Here is a 20,933-nt window from a genome sequence, read left to right on the forward strand (position 1 = left end):
GCTACGACACTTTCGGTTTTTCCACGGAGGAATACGTGAGGTTTATCGCCGAAAAACGCCGAGCCCAGCGATGCGCTTCGCGAAACTGCTCAACAGCCGAAGGATCACTTCGACTGGCCAGCGCTTCAACGGCGGCCTTACGCAGATCAGTGTCTTTGTCCACGATCCAAACGCCCGGCTCCCGGTCGCGCAGGGCCATTTCACCGAAGCGGGTCGAGATGACCGGCAGGCCGAGGGCGCGGTACTCGTAGTATTTGATGGGGTCGACCGAGGCGGTGAGGCGGTTGCGCTTGAAAGGAATCAGGCCAACCGAAAACGTCGCCATGGCGGCGATCGCGGCGGCGTGGGAGCACTCGGGGAGCAACTCGATGTTGGCGGGCAATCCGCGAGGCGCAGGGGTAAAAAGGGGGCCGATCAGCCGGATCGGGTTTCCGGGGTTGGCCTGCGCCAGCGCGATGACCAGGTCCCAGTCGAACCAACGCCCCAGCGTGCCGACATAGCCGAGCACCTGGTGTTTGGCGCCCAGGTCCAGGCTTTGGACTGGCGCCAGTGTGTTCATGTCGCAGGCATTGAGGGCCAGTCCCACCTGGTCGGTCATGCCCAGGAGCTTGTCGCGAAGTGGGCTTGAGGATGCCAATACTTTGTCCACTCGTTGGATGAGCTGTGCCTGGCGACGCTCCATGGACCTGCGCGACAGGCCTTGGTAAAACGCCGGGAAATCATCCATGGCATCGTAGATGGCATGGTTTTCAGGGACGAGCGCCAGCAGTTGCAAGGCCAATTCGGAGGGTTTTGCGACGCACACCCTGCAGGGCTTTTCTGCGCAAAATACTGCGACCTCCCTGAACAGGTTGTGCCATAGCCGCTTAAGCAAAATGGCCGATCCCGGCAGGGGCTCGATGGGTAGGCTGGGGGGCTTACGGACCTGCAACCAGGATGGAACGCTGACGTTTTGTTGGCCGGCGACAGGCGACTTGCGCTTGAGATCGCTCAGCGTCGGTAAGCGCGTCGGATACGGGTCGATCCAGAGTACCGGCGCCCCGGTCTGGTGGTGATACCAGTCGACGAAGTGATGGGGGCGCTGGCTGAAGCTGGCCCATGGCACCGGCGACAGATAGATCATTCGCATGATTGGAAGTACTGCCTTAACACATCGACGATACGTGCCGCAGCCTTGCCATCGCCATAGGGCGATACCCCGCGAGCCATGTCTCGATAAGCCTGTGGGTCATCGAGCAAGCGCTGGGCCTGTTCGACGATGGTGTCCTGGTTGGCACCGACCAGCCTGACCACGCCGAGGTCGACTGCCTCCGGGCGTTCGGTTTCCTCCCGCAGTACCAGCACAGGTTTGCCCAGGGCTGGCGCTTCCTCCTGCACGCCGCCGGAGTCACTGATGATCAGATACGCGCGCTTCATAGCCGTGATGAACGGCGCATAGTCCAGTGGTGCGCAGAGCAGGATGTTCGGGGTCTGGCCGAGCAGGCGATGCGCGACATCCTTGACGTTCGGATTGGGGTGGACGGGATAGAGAATCTGGATGTCCGGGTTCCGTTCGGCCAGGCACTTGAGCGCCTGGCAAATGTTCTGGAACGGTTCGCCGAAGTTCTCCCGTCGATGGGCGGTCACCAGCACCAGGCGTTTGCTGGCATCCAGTGGGATCGCCAAGGCTGAGTCTTGTTTGGCGGTCATCAACAAGGCATCGATCACTGTGTTTCCGGTCAGCGTGATATCGCTGTCGGCGACGCCTTCGTGCAGCAGGTTGTCCACGGCGCGCTGGGTGGGCGCGAAATGCCAGCGGGTCAGTTTGCTGGCGATCACCCGGTTGGCCTCTTCGGGAAACGGGTTGCAGAAATCGCCGGTCCGCAAGCCCGCTTCGACGTGGCCAAAGGGAATCCGCAGGTAAAAACACGCCAGTGCGGCACACATGACCGTGGTCGTGTCGCCTTGAGCCAGTACGACGGCCGGTTTCTCTGATTGCAGTACGCCGTCGAGTTCAAGCAGCAAGCGTGAGGTCAATGTCGTCAACGACTGGTTGGGCCGCATGATGTCCAGGTCCAGGTCGGCCGTGATTGCGAAGCCCTCGAGAATCTGGTCCAGCAGGCGTCGGTGCTGGGCGGTGGCGAGCACCCGGCAATCGATGTGTCTTTCGGCTTGGAGTGCCTTGATCACCGGGGCCATCTTGATGGCCTCCGGGCGTGTACCGACGATGCAAAGTACCTTGCGAGTCATGCCTTTTGATTTCCTATCGTTGTGGCAAGTGAGCGGGCTATCCGGTCCGCGTTGGCCATGAGTGTCAGCGTGTGGGACTTTTCGGTCAGGCTGGGCAGGCAGGCCCCGTCGACAATGTGCACGCCGCCAAGGCCTGCGACTTCGCCCAGGCTATCGGTCTGTCCGACCTTGGGCATCGAGTGCATGGGCAGGGTTCCCGCGTAATGGATATCCGCTCCCGGCCTGCCGAGGGTGAAGCTCCTGGGCATCAACAGCGCGCCCATTTTCCAATAGATCTGCCGTAGCTTTGCCTCGGCAGCCTTCATGAACCCGGGCAGCTCGGGATGCACCTGGCCGGTGACGCTCAACGAACCATCGGTGCGCAGGCGCGCCGTGTTATAGGACAGATGCCCGGGCAGGAAAATGTTGCCTACAAGGCAGGCACAGAGCAGATTTCTAAGCAGTTCGATGCTGTAGCGTTTGCCCAAGGGAATCCGGCTGACAAACTCGCTCATCGGCAAGCCAGTGGTACTGAACGTCGAACCAAAGGCCGTGGTACTGGACGACAGCTCCAGGGTGAACGAAAGCTGTCCCAGGCCAAAGGTTGGCACCCTTGGGGTGCCGAGCATCTTTGGCAGCCACAGCAGGAAAGCCGCCGTTGGCGATGACAGCAATGGTATCGGGGCCGAATGGTTCAGGTGCTTGAGGGCGAGCCGGGTCGAGGCGAGGGTGCCCGCCGCCAGCAGCAGGCGCGTGGCGCAAAACCGCCGGGCGGAGCGACGATCGCTGATCACCCATGAACCGTCCTGTTTCAGCAGATCGTCCACCAGAAAATCCTGGACGTGCTGGAAACCGGGGTATTGCTTGAGTTTGCTCAGCTCTTGCGAGGCGCTGTACAAGGCCTGGTTGTGGCAGCCCCACAAGCAGTTTCCAGACAGATCGCAGGCCTTGCGCTCGTCCAGGGGCTGGCTCAGGACGGCCACTCTGGAGCGGCCAAGGCGAAACCCCAGGTCGGGAAATACCGGCCGGCGCCGGGTGTATCGGTCGAGCAGGCGCTGATGCAAGGCGTCCAACGGCAGGGGCGGTTGTGACCACTCATCGAGGCCGAAATAGCTCGACAGGTCATCGGCGCTCCGACCGCTGATACCGATTCGGCGAGCGACGGTTTCGTAAGACGCCTGCATCTCGGAATAATCGATGGGCAGCCCGGCAAAATTTTCGGCACCGAGCGTGGCTACACCGCAGCCCCAGGCATTGGACAGGCCTCCGGTTGCGAGTGAGCCGATACCGATAAAGTTATCGGTCTCGATGCGGTTACCGTTGCTGAACCCCTCGAACACATGGGCATGGGTCGGTGTCTTCAGCTTGGGCGATACCGCGTCCAGTTGGTCCAAGGCGTGGAAGTCTTCGCCGATCATCCACTTCCACTGATGCTCGTCGTTGGCCCTGGCGTCCAGAAATGGACGGCTTGGCAGCACCGGTGCCCCCGCATCGGCCTGGGCATCGACCATAAGGATTCTCAGGCCCGCCTTGACCAACGGATAGGCAGCTGAAGTCCCCGCCGGACCGCTGCCGACAATGATGACGTCGAATTCAGGCGCCATGCCGGGTTTCACTTTCAAGCATTAGCTGGCGGGCAAAGGGACGGCACGCCAACGCCGCCAGCTTCCATACCAGCGCCTTGGCCGCAGTCAATCCCAGCGCAACCAGCGTGGCGACCAGGCTTCGCGGCTGCTGGTCGCCGAGAAACACCTGCGCACCCTGGCGGCTGGCTTCGGCGATACCGAGTGCAACCTGCAGGCGCCAGGCCAGCTCCTGGCCGTCGGGCTTGAGCAGGATGCCTGGGTTGTCGAGAAGTGCGAGGAATATCGGCCAGCGCATCAGCAGGCGTGATTGGATGATGGGATACCGTTTGCCCGCTCGCTCCAGTGCCCTCGCATAACGACGGACCAGGGTTTTTTGTGGCGGGCTTTTGAGCAGGTAGCCCAAGAGCACCGCAGCTTCTTGAAGAAGGCTTCGACGTTGACCATGGCCGGAACGATGCATGCCGTAGGCGAGGGGGCGCAGCGGGATGCCGATTCTTTGCAGGGAGTGCTCGCTGTCCATGGGCGGTAGTTGGATCAGGGAAAAAAGTCGCTCCAAGCCCACTTTCGTACTCAACGACTGGCCGAGTGACCGCCGCAACAGCCTGAGCAATACCACTGGCACCGGGATCGCCAGGCGAGTGGTACGGACCCGGTGCGTTGCAATCGACATCAGGAATCGGTCAAACGCGATGGGCTGCACGGCGCCCAGGTTGAGGGTTTCGGCCCGCATATCGTCCCGCTCGGCAATCGCCAGTATCGAGGCCGCGAGGTCATCGACGTGAATCGGTTGCACGCAAGGCGCAGGCATGAGGATCGGTATGAAAGGGCTTCGCCGAACCATCCCGGACAACAGGCCAAAGAGCCCGCGCTCGGGACCGCCATACACTTGGCCGGGGCGGATCACGGTGCCGCCGGCGGTGAGTACCCGTTGTTCGATACGCCACTTTGTCCGGCCATAGACATTGGGGGCTGTGGCCTCGGCGGTCTGACTGGAGATGAAGATGAACTTGGCCGTGCCTTGCTGGGCGCAACGAAGCAGTGCCTGGGCGGCCTCGACTTCGTCGTCCGGGCTGGTGTGGACCGCGCTCGAGGTGTTGGCCGCCAAATGGATCAGCGCCTGGGTGCCAACGGGTAAATCGAGGCCCGGGCCCCGCAGGTCATAGGGAAGCCAGGTGTAAGGGGCAGGGCATGGCTGGCGCGTGGCGCAAATGACCTCGTGTCCGCTGGCTGCCGCGAGGGCTGCCAAACGTTGTCCGACGTAGCCGGTCGCGCCGGTAATCACCAGTTTCATCAAGCGCCCTCCGCGCGGTCAGCGGAAACGGGCGGGCGCGTGTTGGAATGAAACACGAACAGCTTGCTGATCCAGTAGGTCAGGGCTACGCAGACCACGTCGCAGATCAATTTCACCGGGGCAGGGCTGTCGAGGAAATACAGTCCCACGCTGAACAGTGCCGAAGCGACCGGGATGTTGATGGCGAGCAGTGCGAAGTAGCGCACCGCTTGGGCTTTGCCGCTGCCGTGGGTCGATTGGAACGTGAAGTGTCGATGCAGAAAAAATGCGAACACGCCGGCGGTGACTTTGCCGGCGATGTTGGCCAGGACGGGGTGACCGTCGAAAAGCGCGATCAAGAGCAAAAAGGCACCCATGTCCAACGCATAGGCCATTAGTTGGATGGCGCCGTACCTGATAAAGGTCAAGACGTCCTCCTGAGCACCACGATGTGATGCAGCGCCAATACCCGCCGCAACGGATGCAGCAGTTTTTCGATGACTTTGAGCACGGGGATCAGCGCGTCCGGTAACAACTGGCGAAAGTTCAGGCCACCGGAAATCAGGTAGCGCAGATAATTGCCGCATATCTCCTGATGGACGATTTCCAGGCCAGGGTGCTTGCGCTCGAATATTTGCCTGTCGCGCACGAAGACGATGTAGCTGAGGGCCTGGTTGGCGCCGTTCATGGGGCCGGTCGACGGCGTTTCCCAAGAGGGAAAATGCATGTCGAAGCCTTCGGACTTGAATAGACGCCGATAGAGGAACGCGGCAAAGGGACCATGGAACGGCTCGATCAAAATGGCGCCCCCGCCGATCTTGATCGTTCGTTCCAGTTCCGTGAAAAAGCGATCGGGATGAGGGAAATGATGGAAACAATTCTGGCCATAAAATGCCCGGACCGAACGATCGCCAAGGTCCATTGCTTCGGCATTGAGCGCCATGTCCAGTTGTTCGGTGCGGACAATGTCGGTGGCCAGTACTTTCGGATATGAGTTGCGCATGGGCGCGATGCCCGCCCCCAGCTCCACCTCAAGGCCGTCTACCTCGAAATAGCGGTTCGCCAGGCGATGAAACGCGTGGTGGAACTCCACGAAGACTTCCCGAAGCATCCGCTTGCGGCCAAGCACTCTGCCGTGAAGTTCGAGGCGCTCGACGCCGTCGACATCCAGCCCATCAAGGGATGGGTCCGATAAAAGATCTCTCAGTGTTTTAATGAGTTTTCTTCCCGTAATGACGTGGCTCTGCCGCGCCTGGAATGCCGCGGCCTGCTGGGTACCGAGGCGATGTCGTAACCGAGGAACGCCATGATCAGTTGCAACCCCATGAGCATGGGCAGTGCGCTGAGCATCACGGTGCCGGCCGGCGTGGCGACGCCGTTCTGCGCCGAGTCGTACCAGTGATAACTGCCGAAGAAGACGCCAAACACGAACATGAGGATCCCGATTGGCAGCTCGATCGAAGCCAGGGACATGTCGCGCAGGTAGTAGTTGTAGAGCACGCGCTTGATGAAATTGCGCAAGTGCTTGAACAGAAATTCGCCGATGATCTTCGAAATCTTGAGATGGCTGACTTCATCGCCATAGCGGGCTTGCATCGGAATATCCACCACCACGGCACGCAAGGTATTCAGGCGGAACAGGATGTCGGTCTCGAAAAAATAGCGCTGGCTGACCTTGTCCAGGGGCAACAGCCTGGCGACGTCACGGTGGATCGCCGTGTAGCCGTTGGTGGGGTCGAACAGGTCCCAGTAACCGGTCGACAGTTTGGCCATCAGCGACAATACCGCGTTGCCGAACAGGCGCAGCCGCGGCATCGATTGGACTTCTTCCAGATCGAAAAACCGGTTGCCCTTGGTGTAGTCGGCTTCACCGGCCAGGATCGGTTCGATGAAAAGCGGGATCAGGGTCGGGTCCATCTGGCCGTCCCCGTCGACTTTGACGATGATACTGGCACCGTCGGCGAGGGCAGCTCGATAGCCGGTCATGACGGCGCCGCCCACGCCTTGGTTGATGTCATGGGGCAGCACCTTGACCCGAGTGTCGTTACAGGAGGCCAGGACATGTCCGCCTGAGCCATCCGGGCAGGCGTCATCAATGACGTAGATGCGCCAGACTTCTGGCCCTATGGCATCGATGACACCGACGATGTGAGCGGTGACCCGATAGCTGGGGATGACGACGGCGACGCGTTGTTCGTCCGTGAAAAGCGCTGTTTTGGAGTTCATCGATATCGCCCGCTATTGCCTGAATGAGAGTGACTTGAACGCCAGGGGCGTGTCGGTATGGCCGGAGGCATAAATGATCACGGAGGTTGCGTTCGCTGGGGCAACGACGTTCATTTCGTGGGTCTCCCATTGCGAGGTGCAGTCAAACGTCTCGATGCTGGCGGCGATGAAATCGCCATGGGCGTCCATCCAATTGGCCTGGATTCTTCCTGCGGTGGGTATCGTTGCGCAGCGTGCGGACACGCTGTTGGTGTAGGTCAGCCCCGGTGTCACTTCGACCCGCTGTGTGGCGGGTGTCTTGACGTTGACGGTCAGGGTCTTGTGCGATGGGTCATAGCTGGAAGGTGACGTCAGGCTCCAGCCTTCAAGGCTGGACAGGTCTGGATTGAGCAGGTGTTCGTAGTGCGCGACATCGAGTTTGCGCAGGTCCAGGTCTCCCAGCCTGGTATACGACGTGGACACCGTGAGCAGCCGATCGAGTTTCACTTGGGGCAAGGACTTGAGGTCGATCACCAGCCAGCTGACGTGGCGCTGGCGCAAGCGTTGGGCAAGCTCCGATGGAGAGGCCGCCGTGTCGAAATCGTGTTTCCAATCTAGGTTGTACCACGACGCGTAAAGGGCATCGGCCTGCAACCCCGCCATCAACGGCGGCGCAAAGACCGCCACGGGTTGATGGCCTATGTTCAATGCGTTGACGGTGTCGACCATTTTGCGGATGGGCAGGCGTTCCAATAGATAGGCCTCCCGACCTGCCTGGCTCAACAATGCCGAAGGTTTTATTTCTCCATAGTAGGTCGCGGCCTGGATGAAACGGGTATTGGTCAGGATCAACAAGGCTCCAGCCAAAAGGGCGAGGCTGCGCGGGACGTGCTTGTCGCCGGCAACCGGCAGGGCCAGGATCACCGAAAAGAGCGCGAAAGACGGAAACACGTAACGCAGATAGGCTGTTGACTGGAACGTCATGAACATCGCACCGGCGCCGACCAGGAGAATGCACAGCGCCTTTCTGTTACCACTCAACAACACGGCAACGGCAGATGTAGGCAGCAACAACCACTGAAAGCCTGCCGCGCCGACTCGTCCTTCAATGAACTGCGGCGAATGGAAGACCATTCGATAGAGCGTGTCCCACGTCATCCCTGTACCGAAAGTGGCCGGCGGTTCGAAGTTAACGTTGGGCCAGAGCGGCGAATGGAAAATGGCGTTGAAAAACGGGAACACCGGGTTACCGGTCAGATACCCGGCGGAGACGTAAGGGGTGGCGCCCGCCAGTATCAGGCCGGCACTGCCGAGCAGCAGCGCCCTGGCGAGGCCTGGAACAGCCCAGGCCCTGAACTGCCACAGCAGGACCAGCAACAGGACCGGCAGCACGCTCAGGGTCACGGCCTTGGCCGCCATGGCGAAGCCCAGCAAGACGCCGGCCAGGCGCAATTGCCACAGGCGCTCCCTGGGATCCGGCGTGAAGTTGGATACCTTCAGGATCGCCAGGGTCCCGGCCATCATGAAAGCGGTCCACGCTGACTCGATATGCAAGCTGCTGCTTTCGGCAAAGGCGAGGGGCGTCGAGAGAAAGATCAGGCTTGCCCAACGGGCGCTTGTGGCAGAGCCTCCAGCCCAGAGCGTCATGTTGTGGATCTGCCACGCCAGCAACAAGGTGAATGCGCTGTTGCTCAAGCGTGACGCCGTTTCGCCGGCCAGCAGGTAGACGATGCTGTAGATCCAGTCGGCCAGCATGGGCATGACCGCCCATACATATGTGCTGGCGTCGAACGACCATTGATGCCGCTGCGCCAGTTGGGAAGGGATGAAGAGGTGCATCGCCAAGGCGTCATGGCCGATCTCGGGCATGAAGGCTACCAGCACGTAAAGGCAGGCGAAGCTGCAGATCAGCACGTCGAGCGCCGTCTGGACAGGTGTTTGTGCCGAGCGGGTGGCCTGGATGTGCCCTAGCAGTTCGCGTCCTACCGCCATGAGGTGGTTGCGCCCCAGCAACAGTGGCAATGACAGCAGCGTGCCATACAGCCCGGGATAATTGATTGGCAAGTAGGCCGCCAGGCCTGTCAGGGTGCCAAGCGTACCTGCTCCTACCAGCAGGTGAATGCTCCTGTCGGCCGAGGCTCGTTGCCTGAGCATCCAGCTGCCGAGGAGGGTAGCAGATAGCGCGAAGAGCGTAACGACCATCACCGGCCACACCTGTGCGCAGACGATGGACAAGCAGGCCAGTAAACCCAGGCAGAGGATGTACGGTGTTCGGCGAGTGAAGACGGTGAGGACAGCCAGGCTTCCCACGGACAGCAGTATCGTCCGGGTGCCGCTGTTCATGGACGCCATTTCAAGCGTCGAAAACCCGTAGGCGCCGACCGCCACACTCGCCAGCAGAACCAACAACACCACTGCGTATTTCAGGCTGTATCTGGGCAAATTATTGTCTCGGCTGAAGGGACAATGCTGTTCGCTGGATGCGTGTTCGATTCATTGTGGCGAGGGGATTTATCCCCGTTGGGCAGCGAAGCAGCCCCAAAAAGGCTGAATGCAACCAACCTGGCACGCTGCGGTGGTTGGATTCAGGGCCGCTTCGCAGCCCAGCGGGGATAAATCCCCTCGCCACAAATTCATCTACTGCGCATGCAAAGGGGGTGCTCACACATCCCGGTACGTATGCGGAACCCATGACCCCCACTTGCTCTCGTAGATCGCCCGGTTCTTCTCGAAAAGCGCCTGTCTTTTTCCGGCGCCCAGGGTATTGAACGAAGCGGACAGGTGATGGTGAACGAAGACGTCCTCGGCACAGGCCGCGCGCATGCCGCGACGCTGCACGCGGCGGCAGTAATCGTCATCCTCGAAGAACCCCAGGCCGTACTCTTCGCACAAGCCACCGATCTGCTCGTAGGTCGAGCGCGGGAACATCACACAGAAAAACGCCAGGGTATTGATCTCGAACCATTCGCCCATGCGAGCGCGGGTCATTTGCGCGGCTTCGGCGGGCATGTCTTCTATCCGGTCATAGCGAGTGCTGACCTTGGCTTCATTGCCGATGTTGTTGGTGATGGGGCCGATGATGCCTATTTCCGGGTTGTCCTGCAGATGATGGATCATGCCCTTGACCCAACCGGCGGTGACGACGGTGTCGTTGTTCAGGATGACCAGATAATCGCCAGTGGCCGCTGCGAGGCCTATGTTGTTGCCGGCGGCGAATCCCTTGTTATCGCGGTTGAGGATGACGATCCGGTCTGGATGCCCGTCGGCCCAGGCGGTGAGGTAGGCTGGGGTCTGATCGCTGGAGTGATTATCGACGACGATGATTTCAAGGTTGGGGTACTGGCTCTGGGTCAGCAGGCTGTCGAGGCAGGCCTTGGTCAGTTCAACGTTGTTATAGGTCAGCACCACGACGCTGACCTTGGGCAGCGGCAGTGCCGCGATGGCTTGGCGCAAGTGGGCGGCTCGATGCCGCCAGGTCTGGCCTTGGGCGAACGATTGACGCGCCTGGATTGCGGCGGCTTCTGGCGATGTGTCCAGGACCTGGCGTATGGCCGAGAGAAACTCGATAGGCTCCTCAACCGCCGAGACCAGCGTGCCGAACTGGCTCAACTCCGGCAGTTTCACCGACACCACCGGTTTTCCCGCGCTCAGGTATTCATAGACCTTGACCGGGTTGGTAGCGAGGGTCAACGGCGTGATCCTGAACGGCAGCAGGCAGACGTCCATTGCATGGAGATAATAGGGCAGGGAGGCGTACGGAACCTCGCCCTCCAGCACCACGTTCGGGCAGGCCTTGAAGAATCTTTTCGCCTGGACGGTATCGCTGCCGATCAACAGGACCAGGTGCTGCGGGAATGTCTGGGCGACCTGCTTGACCAGGTCCAGATCGAACCATTCGGCAATGACGCCGTAGTAGCCGATGATTTTCCTGTTGGCGAAGTCCCGGTAGATTTTATCCGGGCGTTGACTGAAGAAGCTGAACTCACAGGCATTGCGGATCACTTCCACGTTGCGGTTTTCGCGCTTGCCGTGTTGTTCGATCCAATCGGATGTCGCCACCAGCAGGTCGGCCCTGCGCATCAAGGCGATCTCAAGGTCAAGCAGTTCCTGGGCGACGTTGCCGAAGCCTTCGTGATGGTCCATGCAGTCATAGACCAACGTGGCGTTGGGGACGCGCCTTGCCAGTGGGAACCAGTAGGCGTGCTGGACGATGCAGTCCAAAGGACCGGCGTTCGCCCATTGCAGGAGCATGGCCAGGCCTTCGTGCAACTGGCTGATCGCGGCGGCCGAAGGCGGGGCATGATAAATGGCTGGCGCGCCGGCCACTTTGAAACGGATCTGGAACAGCCGGTTGGAACCTTCCAGCGGCTCTACTTCGAAGCCGGGGGCATCATCGTCGATAAAGTTGTTCGAGATATAGAGGGTCGTTTGCCCCGCCCGGGCCAGCTCCTTGGCCAGGTTTTGTGGGCGCTGGATCCGGAAGTGCCAGTCGATGACGCCGAACATCAGGAGCATCGGCAGCCCTGGGCAAGATGGCACGGCAACGTTTACCGACGGCAACAGGTACTGCAACGGGGTGAAGCTTGCTGGCGCCGTTGATTCGCCAGGCACTGCCCTGCGAGGCTTCAACCAACTTCGAATCCGACGCGTCAACTTGCCTTTCTGCTGCACGGTGAGTGGCAACCAGGCGTAGATTCGACGCGATAACCGATACAGACTCTTGCGAATCGAATACCGCAACGGTGCGCGCTCGATGCTGCTGCTCCAGTCGGACAGCTTGAGCAGCTCAGCTTGCTTTTTCGCCAGTTGGGCGCGCAAGTCCACCGCCCAGTCGGAAAGCGCGACAGCCTCGCTTTCTTTGACCTTGAGCTGTGCCTCAGCGTCCTTGAGGCGCTGTTCGGCTGCCTGCAATTGTCCGCGCAGCCGCCGGGTGTCATCTTCTTGAAGTGAAACGCGCGTGCGAAGCGCCCTGGAATCAAGGTTCAGTTGTTTGATCAGTCGATCTCGATTCTCGATTTCCTTGACCAATTGCAAGGCTTCAATGGATCTGGATCGTGTCGAGCGAGTCAGTTGGTCGATGCGATCAACAAGACGGTTGATTGGGTCCATGCGTGCTTTCGGTCCTTTGGTCATTACGGCAACGCACCCCAGGGATTCCAGGATCGTTGTCGACTTCAATCACCAGACAGGCACCGGCTCCAGCCGTGCCATGAATCATCATAGCGGCTGTTGCCAAGCGCGCCACGCCAGCAGGCTCATATGACATCGGCAAAGCCTTTGCGGGTCCTCTGGAACCAGGCAAACCCGGCGCAGGCGATCAGCGCGGCGATCGCCGAGTAAGTAGCCCATTGATCCCATTGCGGCGGTCTGCCCCAGAACAGCACATCGCGCACCATTTCCACCGGCAGCGTCAGCGGGTTTGCCTGCAAGACGCTCTGATAGCTTTGCGGAAGTGTCGAAAGCGGATAAAAAATCGGTGAGAGGAATAGCATCGCCGTGATGACAATGCCGATGAACTGGCCGATATCCCGCAGGTAGACGCTTATCGAAGCGAGAAACCAGGAAATCCCCAGTGTCAGGAGCACCAATGGAAAAAGCACCAGCGGGAGGAGCAGAACGGTTACCGGAGGGATGCCGAACAGCACGACATAAAAGATCAGCCAGGCCACGACGCTGACAGCCATGTGGAACAGCGCCGCGCCGAGGGACACCAGGGGCAGGGTCTCCAGCGGGAAGACGATTTTCTTGACGTAGTTGGTATTGGCCAGCACCAGGCCGGGCGCACGGTTCATGCATTCGGAAAACAGATTGAACACCAGCAACCCAGCGAACAGCACCAGGGCGAATTCGCTCTTGGATTCACCGCCGCCCGACCAGCGGGCCTTGAACACGACACTGAACACGAACGTGTAGACCACCAGCATGAACGCGGGCGTGAAGAACGACCATAAGATACCGAGCATCGACCCTTTGTAGCGACCGATGACTTCCCGGCGGATCAACACATAGATCAACATTCGATTGACCAGGACACTCTTGATCATGGCGGCGGGGGACGTGTTGAACGACTGCATTGTTGCTGATCCTTGAGGCGATATTCGGATGCTCCTTGGGTCGCATCCTCACGGAGGGTAGACCAAGTTGGCTTCATTCCAAGTTTTTTATCCCATCTGTGCTTAACTCATCCGCAAGGCCCAACGAAGGACGGATTCAGTAGCGCCGCAGAATGTCGTGGTTCATGGAAGGGTTTTGCCGATGTCGTTTGAAGTGGCCATCAGTGCCGAGAACCTGAGCAAGTGTTATCAGATTTACGATGCGCCCAAGGACCGTCTGTTGCAGATGCTGGTGCGTGGCAGGAAGCGTTTCTATCGTGAATTCTGGGCCGTCGACGACGTTTCCCTGACGATTGCAAGGGGCGAGACCGTTGGCATCATCGGCCGCAATGGCAGTGGCAAATCCACCCTGTTGCAACTGATCTGCGGAACGTTGTCGCCGACCCGGGGCAACGTCCAGGCAAATGGCCGGATCGCGGCGCTGCTTGAGCTGGGGTCAGGCTTCAATCCCGAGTTCACCGGCCGGGAAAACGTCTATGTGAATGCGGCGGTGCTGGGCTTGGATCGCTCGGAAATCGACGCTCGTTTTGATGACATCCTCGCTTTTGCCAATATCGGCGACTTCATCGATCAACCCACCAAGATCTATTCCAGTGGGATGCTGGTACGGCTGGCCTTTGCTGTTTCGGTTTGCGTGGAGCCCGAAGTGCTGATCGTCGATGAGGCCCTTTCCGTCGGCGATGCCTCCTTTCAATTCAAGTGCCTGAACCGGCTGGAAGAGTTGGCTGCGAAAGGCACCACGCTGCTGTTCGTCTCCCACGACATGAGCATGGTCAAGCGCTTCTGCCACCGGGTCATTTATCTGCGCGGGGGCCGGATCGTTGCCAGCGGCTCGCCCGATGAAATGGCCGAGCTGCACTTGCTCGACATGCGTGACGAGCAACGTCGTTGGGCCAGTGGCGGCAACATACCCGTGACGCGCAAGCCGTTCATGGGCGGGAAGGAAGGGATGGCCTTTGGAACTGAAGAAGGGCACATCAGCACCGCCTGCTTTACCAACACCGGGCAGCTTACCTCCAGCTACCTGTATGGCGACGACATCGAGATTCGCGTCGAGGCGTTGCTGCATGAGTCGATCACTCAGCCCAGCATCAGCTTCACTGTCCAGGAAGCCAGGCTGTTGGTGATCGGAGGCGGCAACTTCGCGCTGCAACCAGGCCCTGTCGAGAACGGCTGGCGGCGATCGACAATCACGGTGCGCTTCCCGGCCAATCTCGCCGAGGGTCGCTACCATGTCACCCTCAAGCTGTTGCACGGAGCGACGGAGGACACCTCGCAACTGATCGAGAAACAAGTCGCGCCCTTGGCGTTCGACATGTTGCCGAGCCAAAAGAACTTCCTGGGAATGGTGGACCTGGGGTTGCAGCGGATCGACCCACGGCCGGTCGAGCCGCTTGCCTGCCGGATTCAAGGAGAGAACGCATTGATGGGACACCAGGACGGGCGCACGTGGCAGGTCGCTATATTTGGCACCTTCGACGTCGAAAACTACGGTGATTTGCTGTTTCCGATCATTGCCGAGGCGGAGTTGGCCCGACGCTTGGGCTCAGTCAATCTGCACCGGTTCTCCTATCACGGAAAAAACCGATCCGAATGGCCCTACGCGGTGACGTCCTTGACGGAGTTGCCCCAGGTGGCGTCCACCCTGGACGGTATATTGATCGGCGGGGGCTTCCTGATCCGCTTCGATAAAATCGTCGCCCACGGCTATGGTCCGACAACGCCCGATATTCATCACCCGACCGGTTATTGGCTGACGCCTGCGCTGATTGCGTTGCAGCATGCGATTCCAATCATATGGAACGCCCCCGGTATGCACTGCAATGATGTTCCCGCCTGGGCCAGGCCGTTATTGACGATGGCCCTCGAGCAAAGCCAGTACGTGCGAGTCCGTGACGCACCAACGCGCGACACCCTGGGCGCGCTCACCCAGCGCGCCGAGATCGAGGTGCTGCCCGATACCGCGTTCGGCTTGCCTCGCCTGATCGATGAACGGCAGCCCTCCGCTGAGTTCATTCGCCTGCGCGAGCACGCCGGGCTGACTGGTCCATACATCGTGATCCACGCCATTCATGTCGTGGAGTCGTTCATGAAACTGTTCGAAGACCACCCCGAGGCGTTCCAGGGTTATCGGTTCCTGGTGGTGCCGATAGGTCCGGTGCTGGGTGACGATCACTCGGTCATTGCCGCGCGCCTGCCGGGGGCCACCACCTTGCCGTTCTGGCCTGAACCCTTGCTGATGGCGGAAATCATCAGCCAGGCACAAGCGGTGATCGGCCACAGCTACCACCTGGCAATCACCGCCCTGGCGTTTGGCGTCCCGGTGTTTTGCTCGGCGGACCTGACGACAGGCAAATACACGGCGCTGGCGGAATTCGACTCACTTCATGCGTTGCCGGACCCGGCGACAATCGACCCACAATGGTTCGTCGCACGCCTGGGCAAGGCCTGCCCATCGCCGGCGGCGCGTGCGGCGGCCGACCAATTGGTCGAGCACTGGGATCGGGTCGCAGCGATCATTCGCCAAGGTAAAACCGTGTCCCAGCCGGTATTGGGGGCGTTTCTACAACACCTGCCCAATCTGCTCGAAGCCGCGGCCGAGGGGCGCGACCCAGCGCCGGCGCAATCGCCGCGAAGCCCCGTCGCACGGGAGCCAGACCTCATCGAGCAGGCACAAAGCCTGGCCCAAGAACAACGGATCGTTCAGCTCAGCCAGCAGCTGGCCCTCGGTGATGCCAGGATGCTTGAGTTGCAGAACTCCAACTCGTTCCGAATGACCGCGCCACTGCGTTCGATCGCCCGTGGTATCAGAAACCTGACAGCGAACAAGAACAGACAATGCTAGATATCTCTCGTCTCACGCCTGCGGCGCTAAAGGCTCATCCGTTCTCATGGGCTGAAATCGGCGGTCTGTATTCGCCCCAGGATGCCGCCGCGTTGGCGGCGTCCTTTCCCCATGATCACTTCAAGACGGTGAGTGGTTATGGTGGGGAGAAAAACTATGACTATGAGGCCCGCGCCCTCGTGAGCATGGGCACCCATGCCATCGCTTTTCCGGAGGAACTGAGCGAGGCGTGGTTGAAGCTGGCGCAGGACCTTGGTTCGGCGGGCTATCGAGAGGCGATGTCGGCGCTGACCGGGATCGACCTGCGCAGCGTGCCGATGGAAGTCAACGTCTTTCATTACGGCCCCGGCGCGAGCCTGGGCGCGCATCCGGACCTGCCGGATAAACTGGTCACCCATATCCTTTACTTCAACGAGTCCTGGGACCGCAACGACGGCGGATGCCTGAACATCCTGCACGGCAACGATCCCAGCGCCGTGGCGGCCGAGATCGAGCCCTTGGTGGGAAATTCGGCGATCCTGGTGCGTTCGGATAAATCCTGGCATGCCGTCACGCCCGTGGTGAGCAGTTGCCATTCTTCCCGCCGAAGCCTGACTGCGACGTTCTATCGACCGGGATCCCTCAGCTCGATGTGGCCGGCGGGCGACAGCACTCCGCTGCATGGGTACCCACGTGCTTAAGATCGACAGCAGCTTGATCGACCGCGACGCCGCCTTGGCTCAAAGAGACGCGGCCATCAACGAGCGCGACATCGCCCTGGCAAAAGTGGACTTCCTGCAAAAGACTCGTTCGTGGCGTTTCACCCGGCCACTGCGCGCGCTGTTCAGGGTGATGCGTTATGGTTTTGGCGCAACCCATGAATTGCCCGAACCGGTCGCCGCGACTGGCTACCCAACAGCGCCGGGGCCGTTGCCGACCCCTGGTGTGGAAGCGGACTTCGTCACGAAAGGGCGCCTGGATATTCTCTGCTTCGCCAATATCGATTGGGACGCACGCTTCCAGCGACCGCAGCAATTGATGGGGCAGTTTGCGAGCAATGGTCATCGGGTTTTTTACATCGTGCCCTCCAGTTTGCCGCAGGAGGGACAGCTTTATCGACTGACGTCGGTAGCGCCCAATATCTTCGAAGTGGCACTGCAACGCGAGGCGCAAGAGGCATATTACGAAAAAGTGGTAACGCCTGAGAATCATCAGGCCTTGCTGCTTGCCCTGGCTGCGTTGATCGCCGACATGCAGATCAGAACCGCTCTCTCGGTGGTGCACATTGCCTATTGGAGCCCCGTGGCATTCAGCTTGCGCGCCAGGCATGGCTGGCGCGTGCACTACGATTGCATGGATGACTGGGATGGTTTTCCGAACATCGGCGACCAATTGCTGAGTGAGGAAAGGGCCCTGGTTGTGGAGGCGGATCTGGTGACTGTTTCCGCCGCGCTGCTTTACCAGAAATGGTGCGCCCATAATCCGCGGTGCATGCTGGTGCGCAATGCGGTGGATTTCGATTTTTTCCGGCAGCACTGTTTCACCAATGATTTGCTGAGTGGGCTGGTCGGCCCGGTCATTGGTTACTACGGCGCCCTGGCTCAATGGCTCGACTACCCATTGCTGGCGGCGTTGGCGGACCGGCGCCCAGAGTGGAACTTCATCCTGGTGGGAGACATTTTCGTCGACGATCTGGCGGGGCTGGAGCACAAGCCAAACGTGCGGTTGCTGGGCCGCAAGCCTTACTCGCAAATGCCGCGCTACCTGGATCATTTCGACGCCTGCCTGATTCCCTTCAGGCTCTACAACGTGACGCACGCGGTCGATCCGGTGAAGTTCTACGAGTACATCAGTGCAGGCAAACCCGTGATCTCAACGCCATTGGCGGAAATGAGCATCTATGCAGAGTTGCTGTACTTTGCGACCGGGGTCGATGAGTTCATCGAGCAGATCGAGCGAGCCTTGGCCGAACGCGACTTGGCCTTGTACAAACGGCGCGTCGAACTCGCCCGGGCCAATGACTGGAAGGATCGATTCAATAGCCTGAAACCGGCGATCGCCGGGCTGTACGAAAAAGTCTCCATCGTGCTCGTGACGTACAACAATCTCAGCCTGACGATTCAGTGCATAAACAGCATTCTTCGCAATACCACCTGGCCCAATTACCAGCTCATTGTGATCGACAATGGCTCGAAGGACGGCACGGCTGATTACCTTGAGCGCCTGCGCAACGAGGTGCCGACCGCGAAGGTCATCCTCAACCCGGACAACCGTGGCTTCGCGGCGGCCAACAACCAGGGGTTGCGAGAAGCCGACGGTGACATTCTGCTGCTGCTCAATAACGACACGATAGTGCCTGGCGGCTGGCTGGATCCGCTGGTCATGCATTTGAGAGAACCCAGTATCGGCTTGGTTGGACCGGTCACGAATGAGGTTGGCAACGAGGCGAAAATCGAGGTTGCCTACGCTGACATCCAACAGATGCAAGCGTTTGCAGACCGCTATACCGGAGCCCACAAGGGGCGATCATTCGATATTCCAATGCTCGCGATGTTTTGCGTCGCCTTTCGCCGGGGCATCCTCGAAGAAGTGGGGTATCTGGACGAGGCATTCGGCATCGGCATGTTCGAGGACGACGACTACAGCCGTCGCGTGCAGGCGGCTGGCTACCGGACGGTGTGCGCTGAAGACTCCTTTATCCATCACTACGGGCAGGCATCGTTCCGGAAACTAATCGCCAGCGGCGAATATCAGGCTCTCTGGGATAGGAACCAGGCCTACTTCGAAAGCAAATGGGGGGCTTGGCAGGCTCATGTTCATCGACCAGGCAAATCTTCATCCATCAAATGAAACGCCCTGGGCACAAAGCCAAGCCGTTCACGGGCGTCCGAATGGTCGAACACCAGATCCTCATTCATCCGCGCCACCAACGCGCTTGAAAGATGCCGGTAGCGTGGCAGGCAGCGCAGGAGCGTTATGCCCTTGCTCAAGACGGTGGCGGGGAGGGGCAACGTTCGCTGCGGGCGTCCCATGGCCTGGAATATCCGGCTCACCATCAGGTGATAGGGCAGAATTTCTCCCCCTGAGAGATTATAGCCACCACTGGGCAGGCCAGGTGTGGTCATCGCCGATAGACACGCCTGGATCACGTCATCGCCATGCACCGGTTGACGCAATCCAGTCGCGCCGCCAATGAGCGGAAAGAATCCGAAGCGTTGAATGAAGCGCGCTATTTCCGAAATGTTCTTGTCGCGGCCAAAACCATAGATCAGGGTCGGTCGCAGGATCACCCATTCGATCCGCCGTTTGATCGCCCATTGCTCGAGTTTTTCTTCTGCCTCTGTCAAGCGTTGCGCCACGTCCCTTTCCCTGGCGTCGGGTGATGCGTGCTTGGCAAAGCGGCTTGTGGAAGAGAGGGCGACAATGCGTTTGACCTGGGTGTTGGCAAGGCGCTCCAAATAGTCGGGTAACACCCAGAGGGGGGCAAACGACAGGAACGTGTCCAGCGTCAGTCCGTGCCAGTCATCGGTGTTTCGCCACATCACACCAGGGCAAGATACGTTGGGCACGCCTCGAGTAAACGCGCTTGTCGAGTGACCGGCTTGTGCCAGCAATGGCAATGCGCGTTGGCCCAGGAGGCTGGAGCTGCCCAACATTCCTATTTGCATCGAGCTCTCTTATCGTGGGTTCCATGCTTTTCCAAGCCGGGTGGTGGCGTGGCGAAGGACCATCAGGCCGAATCGAATCCAGACCCCGATCACCACGCTGAACCACAGGGCCAAAGGGTATTTGCGGCGGAAGAACTTACGGTAGAAGCGCAGAAAACCGAGGTGCTTGTGCCACTCGACGAAATAGGGACGATGACGGCTGCAGCCACCGAACACATGCATCACTCGGGCATCCGGCACGAACAGGACGCGCCAGCCGGCCTGATGGAAGCGCATGCACCAGTCCAGATCCTCGCAATGCAGGAAATAATCTTCGTCCCACAACCCGACGCTTTCGATCGCTTCACGCTTGACCAGCATGCAAGCTCCGGAGATGGCCTCGACGACAACAGGGGTTCGGGGCAGTGGTTCCTTGTGCAGCAGGAAGTCGGACAGTATCGATGGGAAAAGAGCGGAGAGTCGCGAAAGTCCGAACGCTCGCATGAAGGCACGCCGGGGCGTCGGAAACACCCGGCGTCCACCGGCTTGCTCGCTGCCGTCCGGATTGCACAGGAACCCGCCGACCATGCCGATTTCGGGTGAGCTGCGCAGTGCCCGCTGCATGCGGTCAATGGCATTGGCGGCCAGCTCGGTGTCTGGGTTCAGGAAAAGCAAGTTGGGGGCCGTTGACAGGCGGGCACCTTGGTTGCAGGCCACGGCAAAGCCAAGGTTGGTGGCATTACGGACGATTTGAAGCGAGTCGCCGACAACTTGGGTTTGTTCCAGCCGCATCAGGCTGTCGTCGTGGGAGTCGTTATCGACCACGATCACCTTGGAGGCGCCGGCGGCAAATGCCGATCCGACACTCGCCAGCAACAGCTCAGCGGCGTTGTAATTGACGATGATCACGTCACACTCGCCAAGTAGAGATGATGTGGCCGTCCATTCATCAATAGCGAGCAGTTCCACTGCTTCCAACTTCACCCACTCCCTGTACAGACCTGGATACGTATGGGATCGCAACTACTCAGGTCTGTGTTGAAGATAGCAGGTCGGTGGGGTTCGACCAGTGCATCCGAT

14 protein-coding genes and 2 pseudogenes are annotated in these 20,933 nt (G+C 59.9%); 4 read left to right on the plus strand and 12 right to left on the minus strand.

Annotated features, from left to right (window positions below):
• Position 1: 1 nt before the first annotated feature.
• The 10 genes from FHK92_RS00645 to FHK92_RS00690 form a co-directional block, all read right to left on the minus strand.
• Positions 2–1,123, minus strand: coding sequence for a glycosyl transferase (locus tag FHK92_RS00645; protein WP_258232528.1), 1,122 nt, complete (start codon positions 1,121–1,123; stop codon positions 2–4).
• Positions 1,120–2,229 carry a non-hydrolyzing UDP-N-acetylglucosamine 2-epimerase gene (gene wecB, locus FHK92_RS00650; RefSeq protein ID WP_181286321.1) on the minus strand — a complete coding sequence of 370 codons (1,110 nt, stop codon included), beginning with the start codon at positions 2,227–2,229 and terminating at the stop codon, positions 1,120–1,122. The genes FHK92_RS00645 and wecB overlap by 4 nt, the downstream gene beginning before the upstream one ends.
• Entirely contained in the window at positions 2,226–3,812 is a 1,587-nt protein-coding gene (locus FHK92_RS00655) for an FAD-dependent oxidoreductase (RefSeq protein WP_181286322.1), read from the minus strand. Before FHK92_RS00655 ends, wecB begins: the two co-directional genes overlap by 4 nt.
• A complete protein-coding gene (locus FHK92_RS00660; RefSeq protein ID WP_181286323.1) occupies positions 3,802–5,085 on the minus strand; it encodes an NAD-dependent epimerase/dehydratase family protein in 1,284 nt (427 codons plus the stop codon). The genes FHK92_RS00655 and FHK92_RS00660 overlap by 11 nt, the downstream gene beginning before the upstream one ends.
• A complete protein-coding gene (locus FHK92_RS00665; RefSeq protein WP_181286324.1) occupies positions 5,085–5,492 on the minus strand; it encodes a GtrA family protein in 408 nt (135 codons plus the stop codon). The genes FHK92_RS00660 and FHK92_RS00665 overlap by 1 nt, the downstream gene beginning before the upstream one ends.
• Positions 5,489–6,157, minus strand: a complete 669-nt coding sequence (locus tag FHK92_RS00670; protein WP_309109589.1) for a class I SAM-dependent methyltransferase — start codon at positions 6,155–6,157, stop codon at positions 5,489–5,491. Before FHK92_RS00670 ends, FHK92_RS00665 begins: the two co-directional genes overlap by 4 nt.
• A gap of 110 nt (positions 6,158–6,267) precedes the next feature.
• Positions 6,268–7,290: a glycosyltransferase family 2 protein gene (locus FHK92_RS00675; protein ID WP_181286325.1), complete on the minus strand. Its 1,023-nt coding sequence runs from the start codon at positions 7,288–7,290 to the stop codon at positions 6,268–6,270.
• A gap of 12 nt (positions 7,291–7,302) precedes the next feature.
• Entirely contained in the window at positions 7,303–9,711 is a 2,409-nt protein-coding gene (locus FHK92_RS00680; protein ID WP_219915907.1) for a phospholipid carrier-dependent glycosyltransferase, read from the minus strand.
• Between the two features lie 219 nt (positions 9,712–9,930).
• Positions 9,931–12,378, minus strand: a complete 2,448-nt coding sequence (locus FHK92_RS00685) for a glycosyltransferase (protein WP_181286326.1) — start codon at positions 12,376–12,378, stop codon at positions 9,931–9,933.
• A 146-nt stretch (positions 12,379–12,524) separates the two neighbouring features.
• Complete coding sequence (locus FHK92_RS00690) at positions 12,525–13,343, minus strand: ABC transporter permease (RefSeq protein WP_181286327.1); 819 nt, start codon at positions 13,341–13,343, stop codon at positions 12,525–12,527.
• A 181-nt stretch (positions 13,344–13,524) separates the two neighbouring features.
• Between FHK92_RS00690 and FHK92_RS27690 the strand changes: the two are divergent.
• The 4 genes and pseudogenes from FHK92_RS27690 to FHK92_RS00705 all read left to right on the plus strand — a co-directional run.
• Positions 13,525–14,748 (plus strand): annotated as a pseudogene (locus FHK92_RS27690) (ABC transporter ATP-binding protein); the annotation flags it as partial.
• 132 nt (positions 14,749–14,880) lie between these two features.
• A pseudogene (locus FHK92_RS27695) lies at positions 14,881–16,227 on the plus strand (polysaccharide pyruvyl transferase family protein); the annotation flags it as partial.
• A complete protein-coding gene (locus FHK92_RS00700; protein WP_181286329.1) occupies positions 16,221–16,907 on the plus strand; it encodes a 2OG-Fe(II) oxygenase in 687 nt (228 codons plus the stop codon). The pseudogene FHK92_RS27695 and the gene FHK92_RS00700, both read left to right, overlap by 7 nt.
• Positions 16,900–19,056: a glycosyltransferase gene (locus tag FHK92_RS00705; protein WP_181286330.1), complete on the plus strand. Its 2,157-nt coding sequence runs from the start codon at positions 16,900–16,902 to the stop codon at positions 19,054–19,056. Before FHK92_RS00700 ends, FHK92_RS00705 begins: the two co-directional genes overlap by 8 nt.
• On the opposite strand, the gene FHK92_RS00710 is transcribed toward FHK92_RS00705, so the two are convergent.
• Both FHK92_RS00710 and FHK92_RS00715 read right to left on the minus strand, forming a co-directional pair.
• Entirely contained in the window at positions 19,023–19,874 is an 852-nt protein-coding gene (locus FHK92_RS00710; protein ID WP_181286331.1) for an NAD-dependent epimerase/dehydratase family protein, read from the minus strand. The two genes, FHK92_RS00705 and FHK92_RS00710, sit on opposite strands and share 34 nt — an antisense overlap.
• 9 nt (positions 19,875–19,883) lie before the next feature.
• Positions 19,884–20,822: a glycosyltransferase family 2 protein gene (locus FHK92_RS00715; protein WP_309109591.1), complete on the minus strand. Its 939-nt coding sequence runs from the start codon at positions 20,820–20,822 to the stop codon at positions 19,884–19,886.
• Positions 20,823–20,933 lie beyond the last annotated feature (111 nt).

The sequence above is a fragment of the Pseudomonas brassicacearum subsp. neoaurantiaca genome (genome assembly GCF_013608025.1).
Lineage (GTDB): Bacteria > Pseudomonadota > Gammaproteobacteria > Pseudomonadales > Pseudomonadaceae > Aquipseudomonas.

Bases quoted from the DNA above. Each gene is read 5' to 3' on its own strand.
- FHK92_RS00675 (WP_181286325.1), bottom strand. From the start codon at position 7,290: ATGAACTCCAAAACAGCGCTTTTCACGGACGAACAACGCGTCGCCGTC.
- FHK92_RS00655 (WP_181286322.1), bottom strand. From the start codon at position 3,812: ATGGCGCCTGAATTCGACGTCATCATTGTCGGCAGCGGTCCGGCGGGG.
- FHK92_RS00710 (WP_181286331.1), bottom strand. From the start codon at position 19,874: ATGCAAATAGGAATGTTGGGCAGCTCCAGCCTCCTGGGCCAACGCGCA.
- wecB (WP_181286321.1), bottom strand. From the start codon at position 2,229: ATGACTCGCAAGGTACTTTGCATCGTCGGTACACGCCCGGAGGCCATC.
- FHK92_RS00690 (WP_181286327.1), bottom strand. From the start codon at position 13,343: ATGCAGTCGTTCAACACGTCCCCCGCCGCCATGATCAAGAGTGTCCTG.
- FHK92_RS00700 (WP_181286329.1), top strand. From the start codon at position 16,221: ATGCTAGATATCTCTCGTCTCACGCCTGCGGCGCTAAAGGCTCATCCG.
- FHK92_RS00685 (WP_181286326.1), bottom strand. From the start codon at position 12,378: ATGGACCCAATCAACCGTCTTGTTGATCGCATCGACCAACTGACTCGC.
- FHK92_RS00645 (WP_258232528.1), bottom strand. From the start codon at position 1,123: ATGATCTATCTGTCGCCGGTGCCATGGGCCAGCTTCAGCCAGCGCCCC.
- FHK92_RS00660 (WP_181286323.1), bottom strand. From the start codon at position 5,085: ATGAAACTGGTGATTACCGGCGCGACCGGCTACGTCGGACAACGTTTG.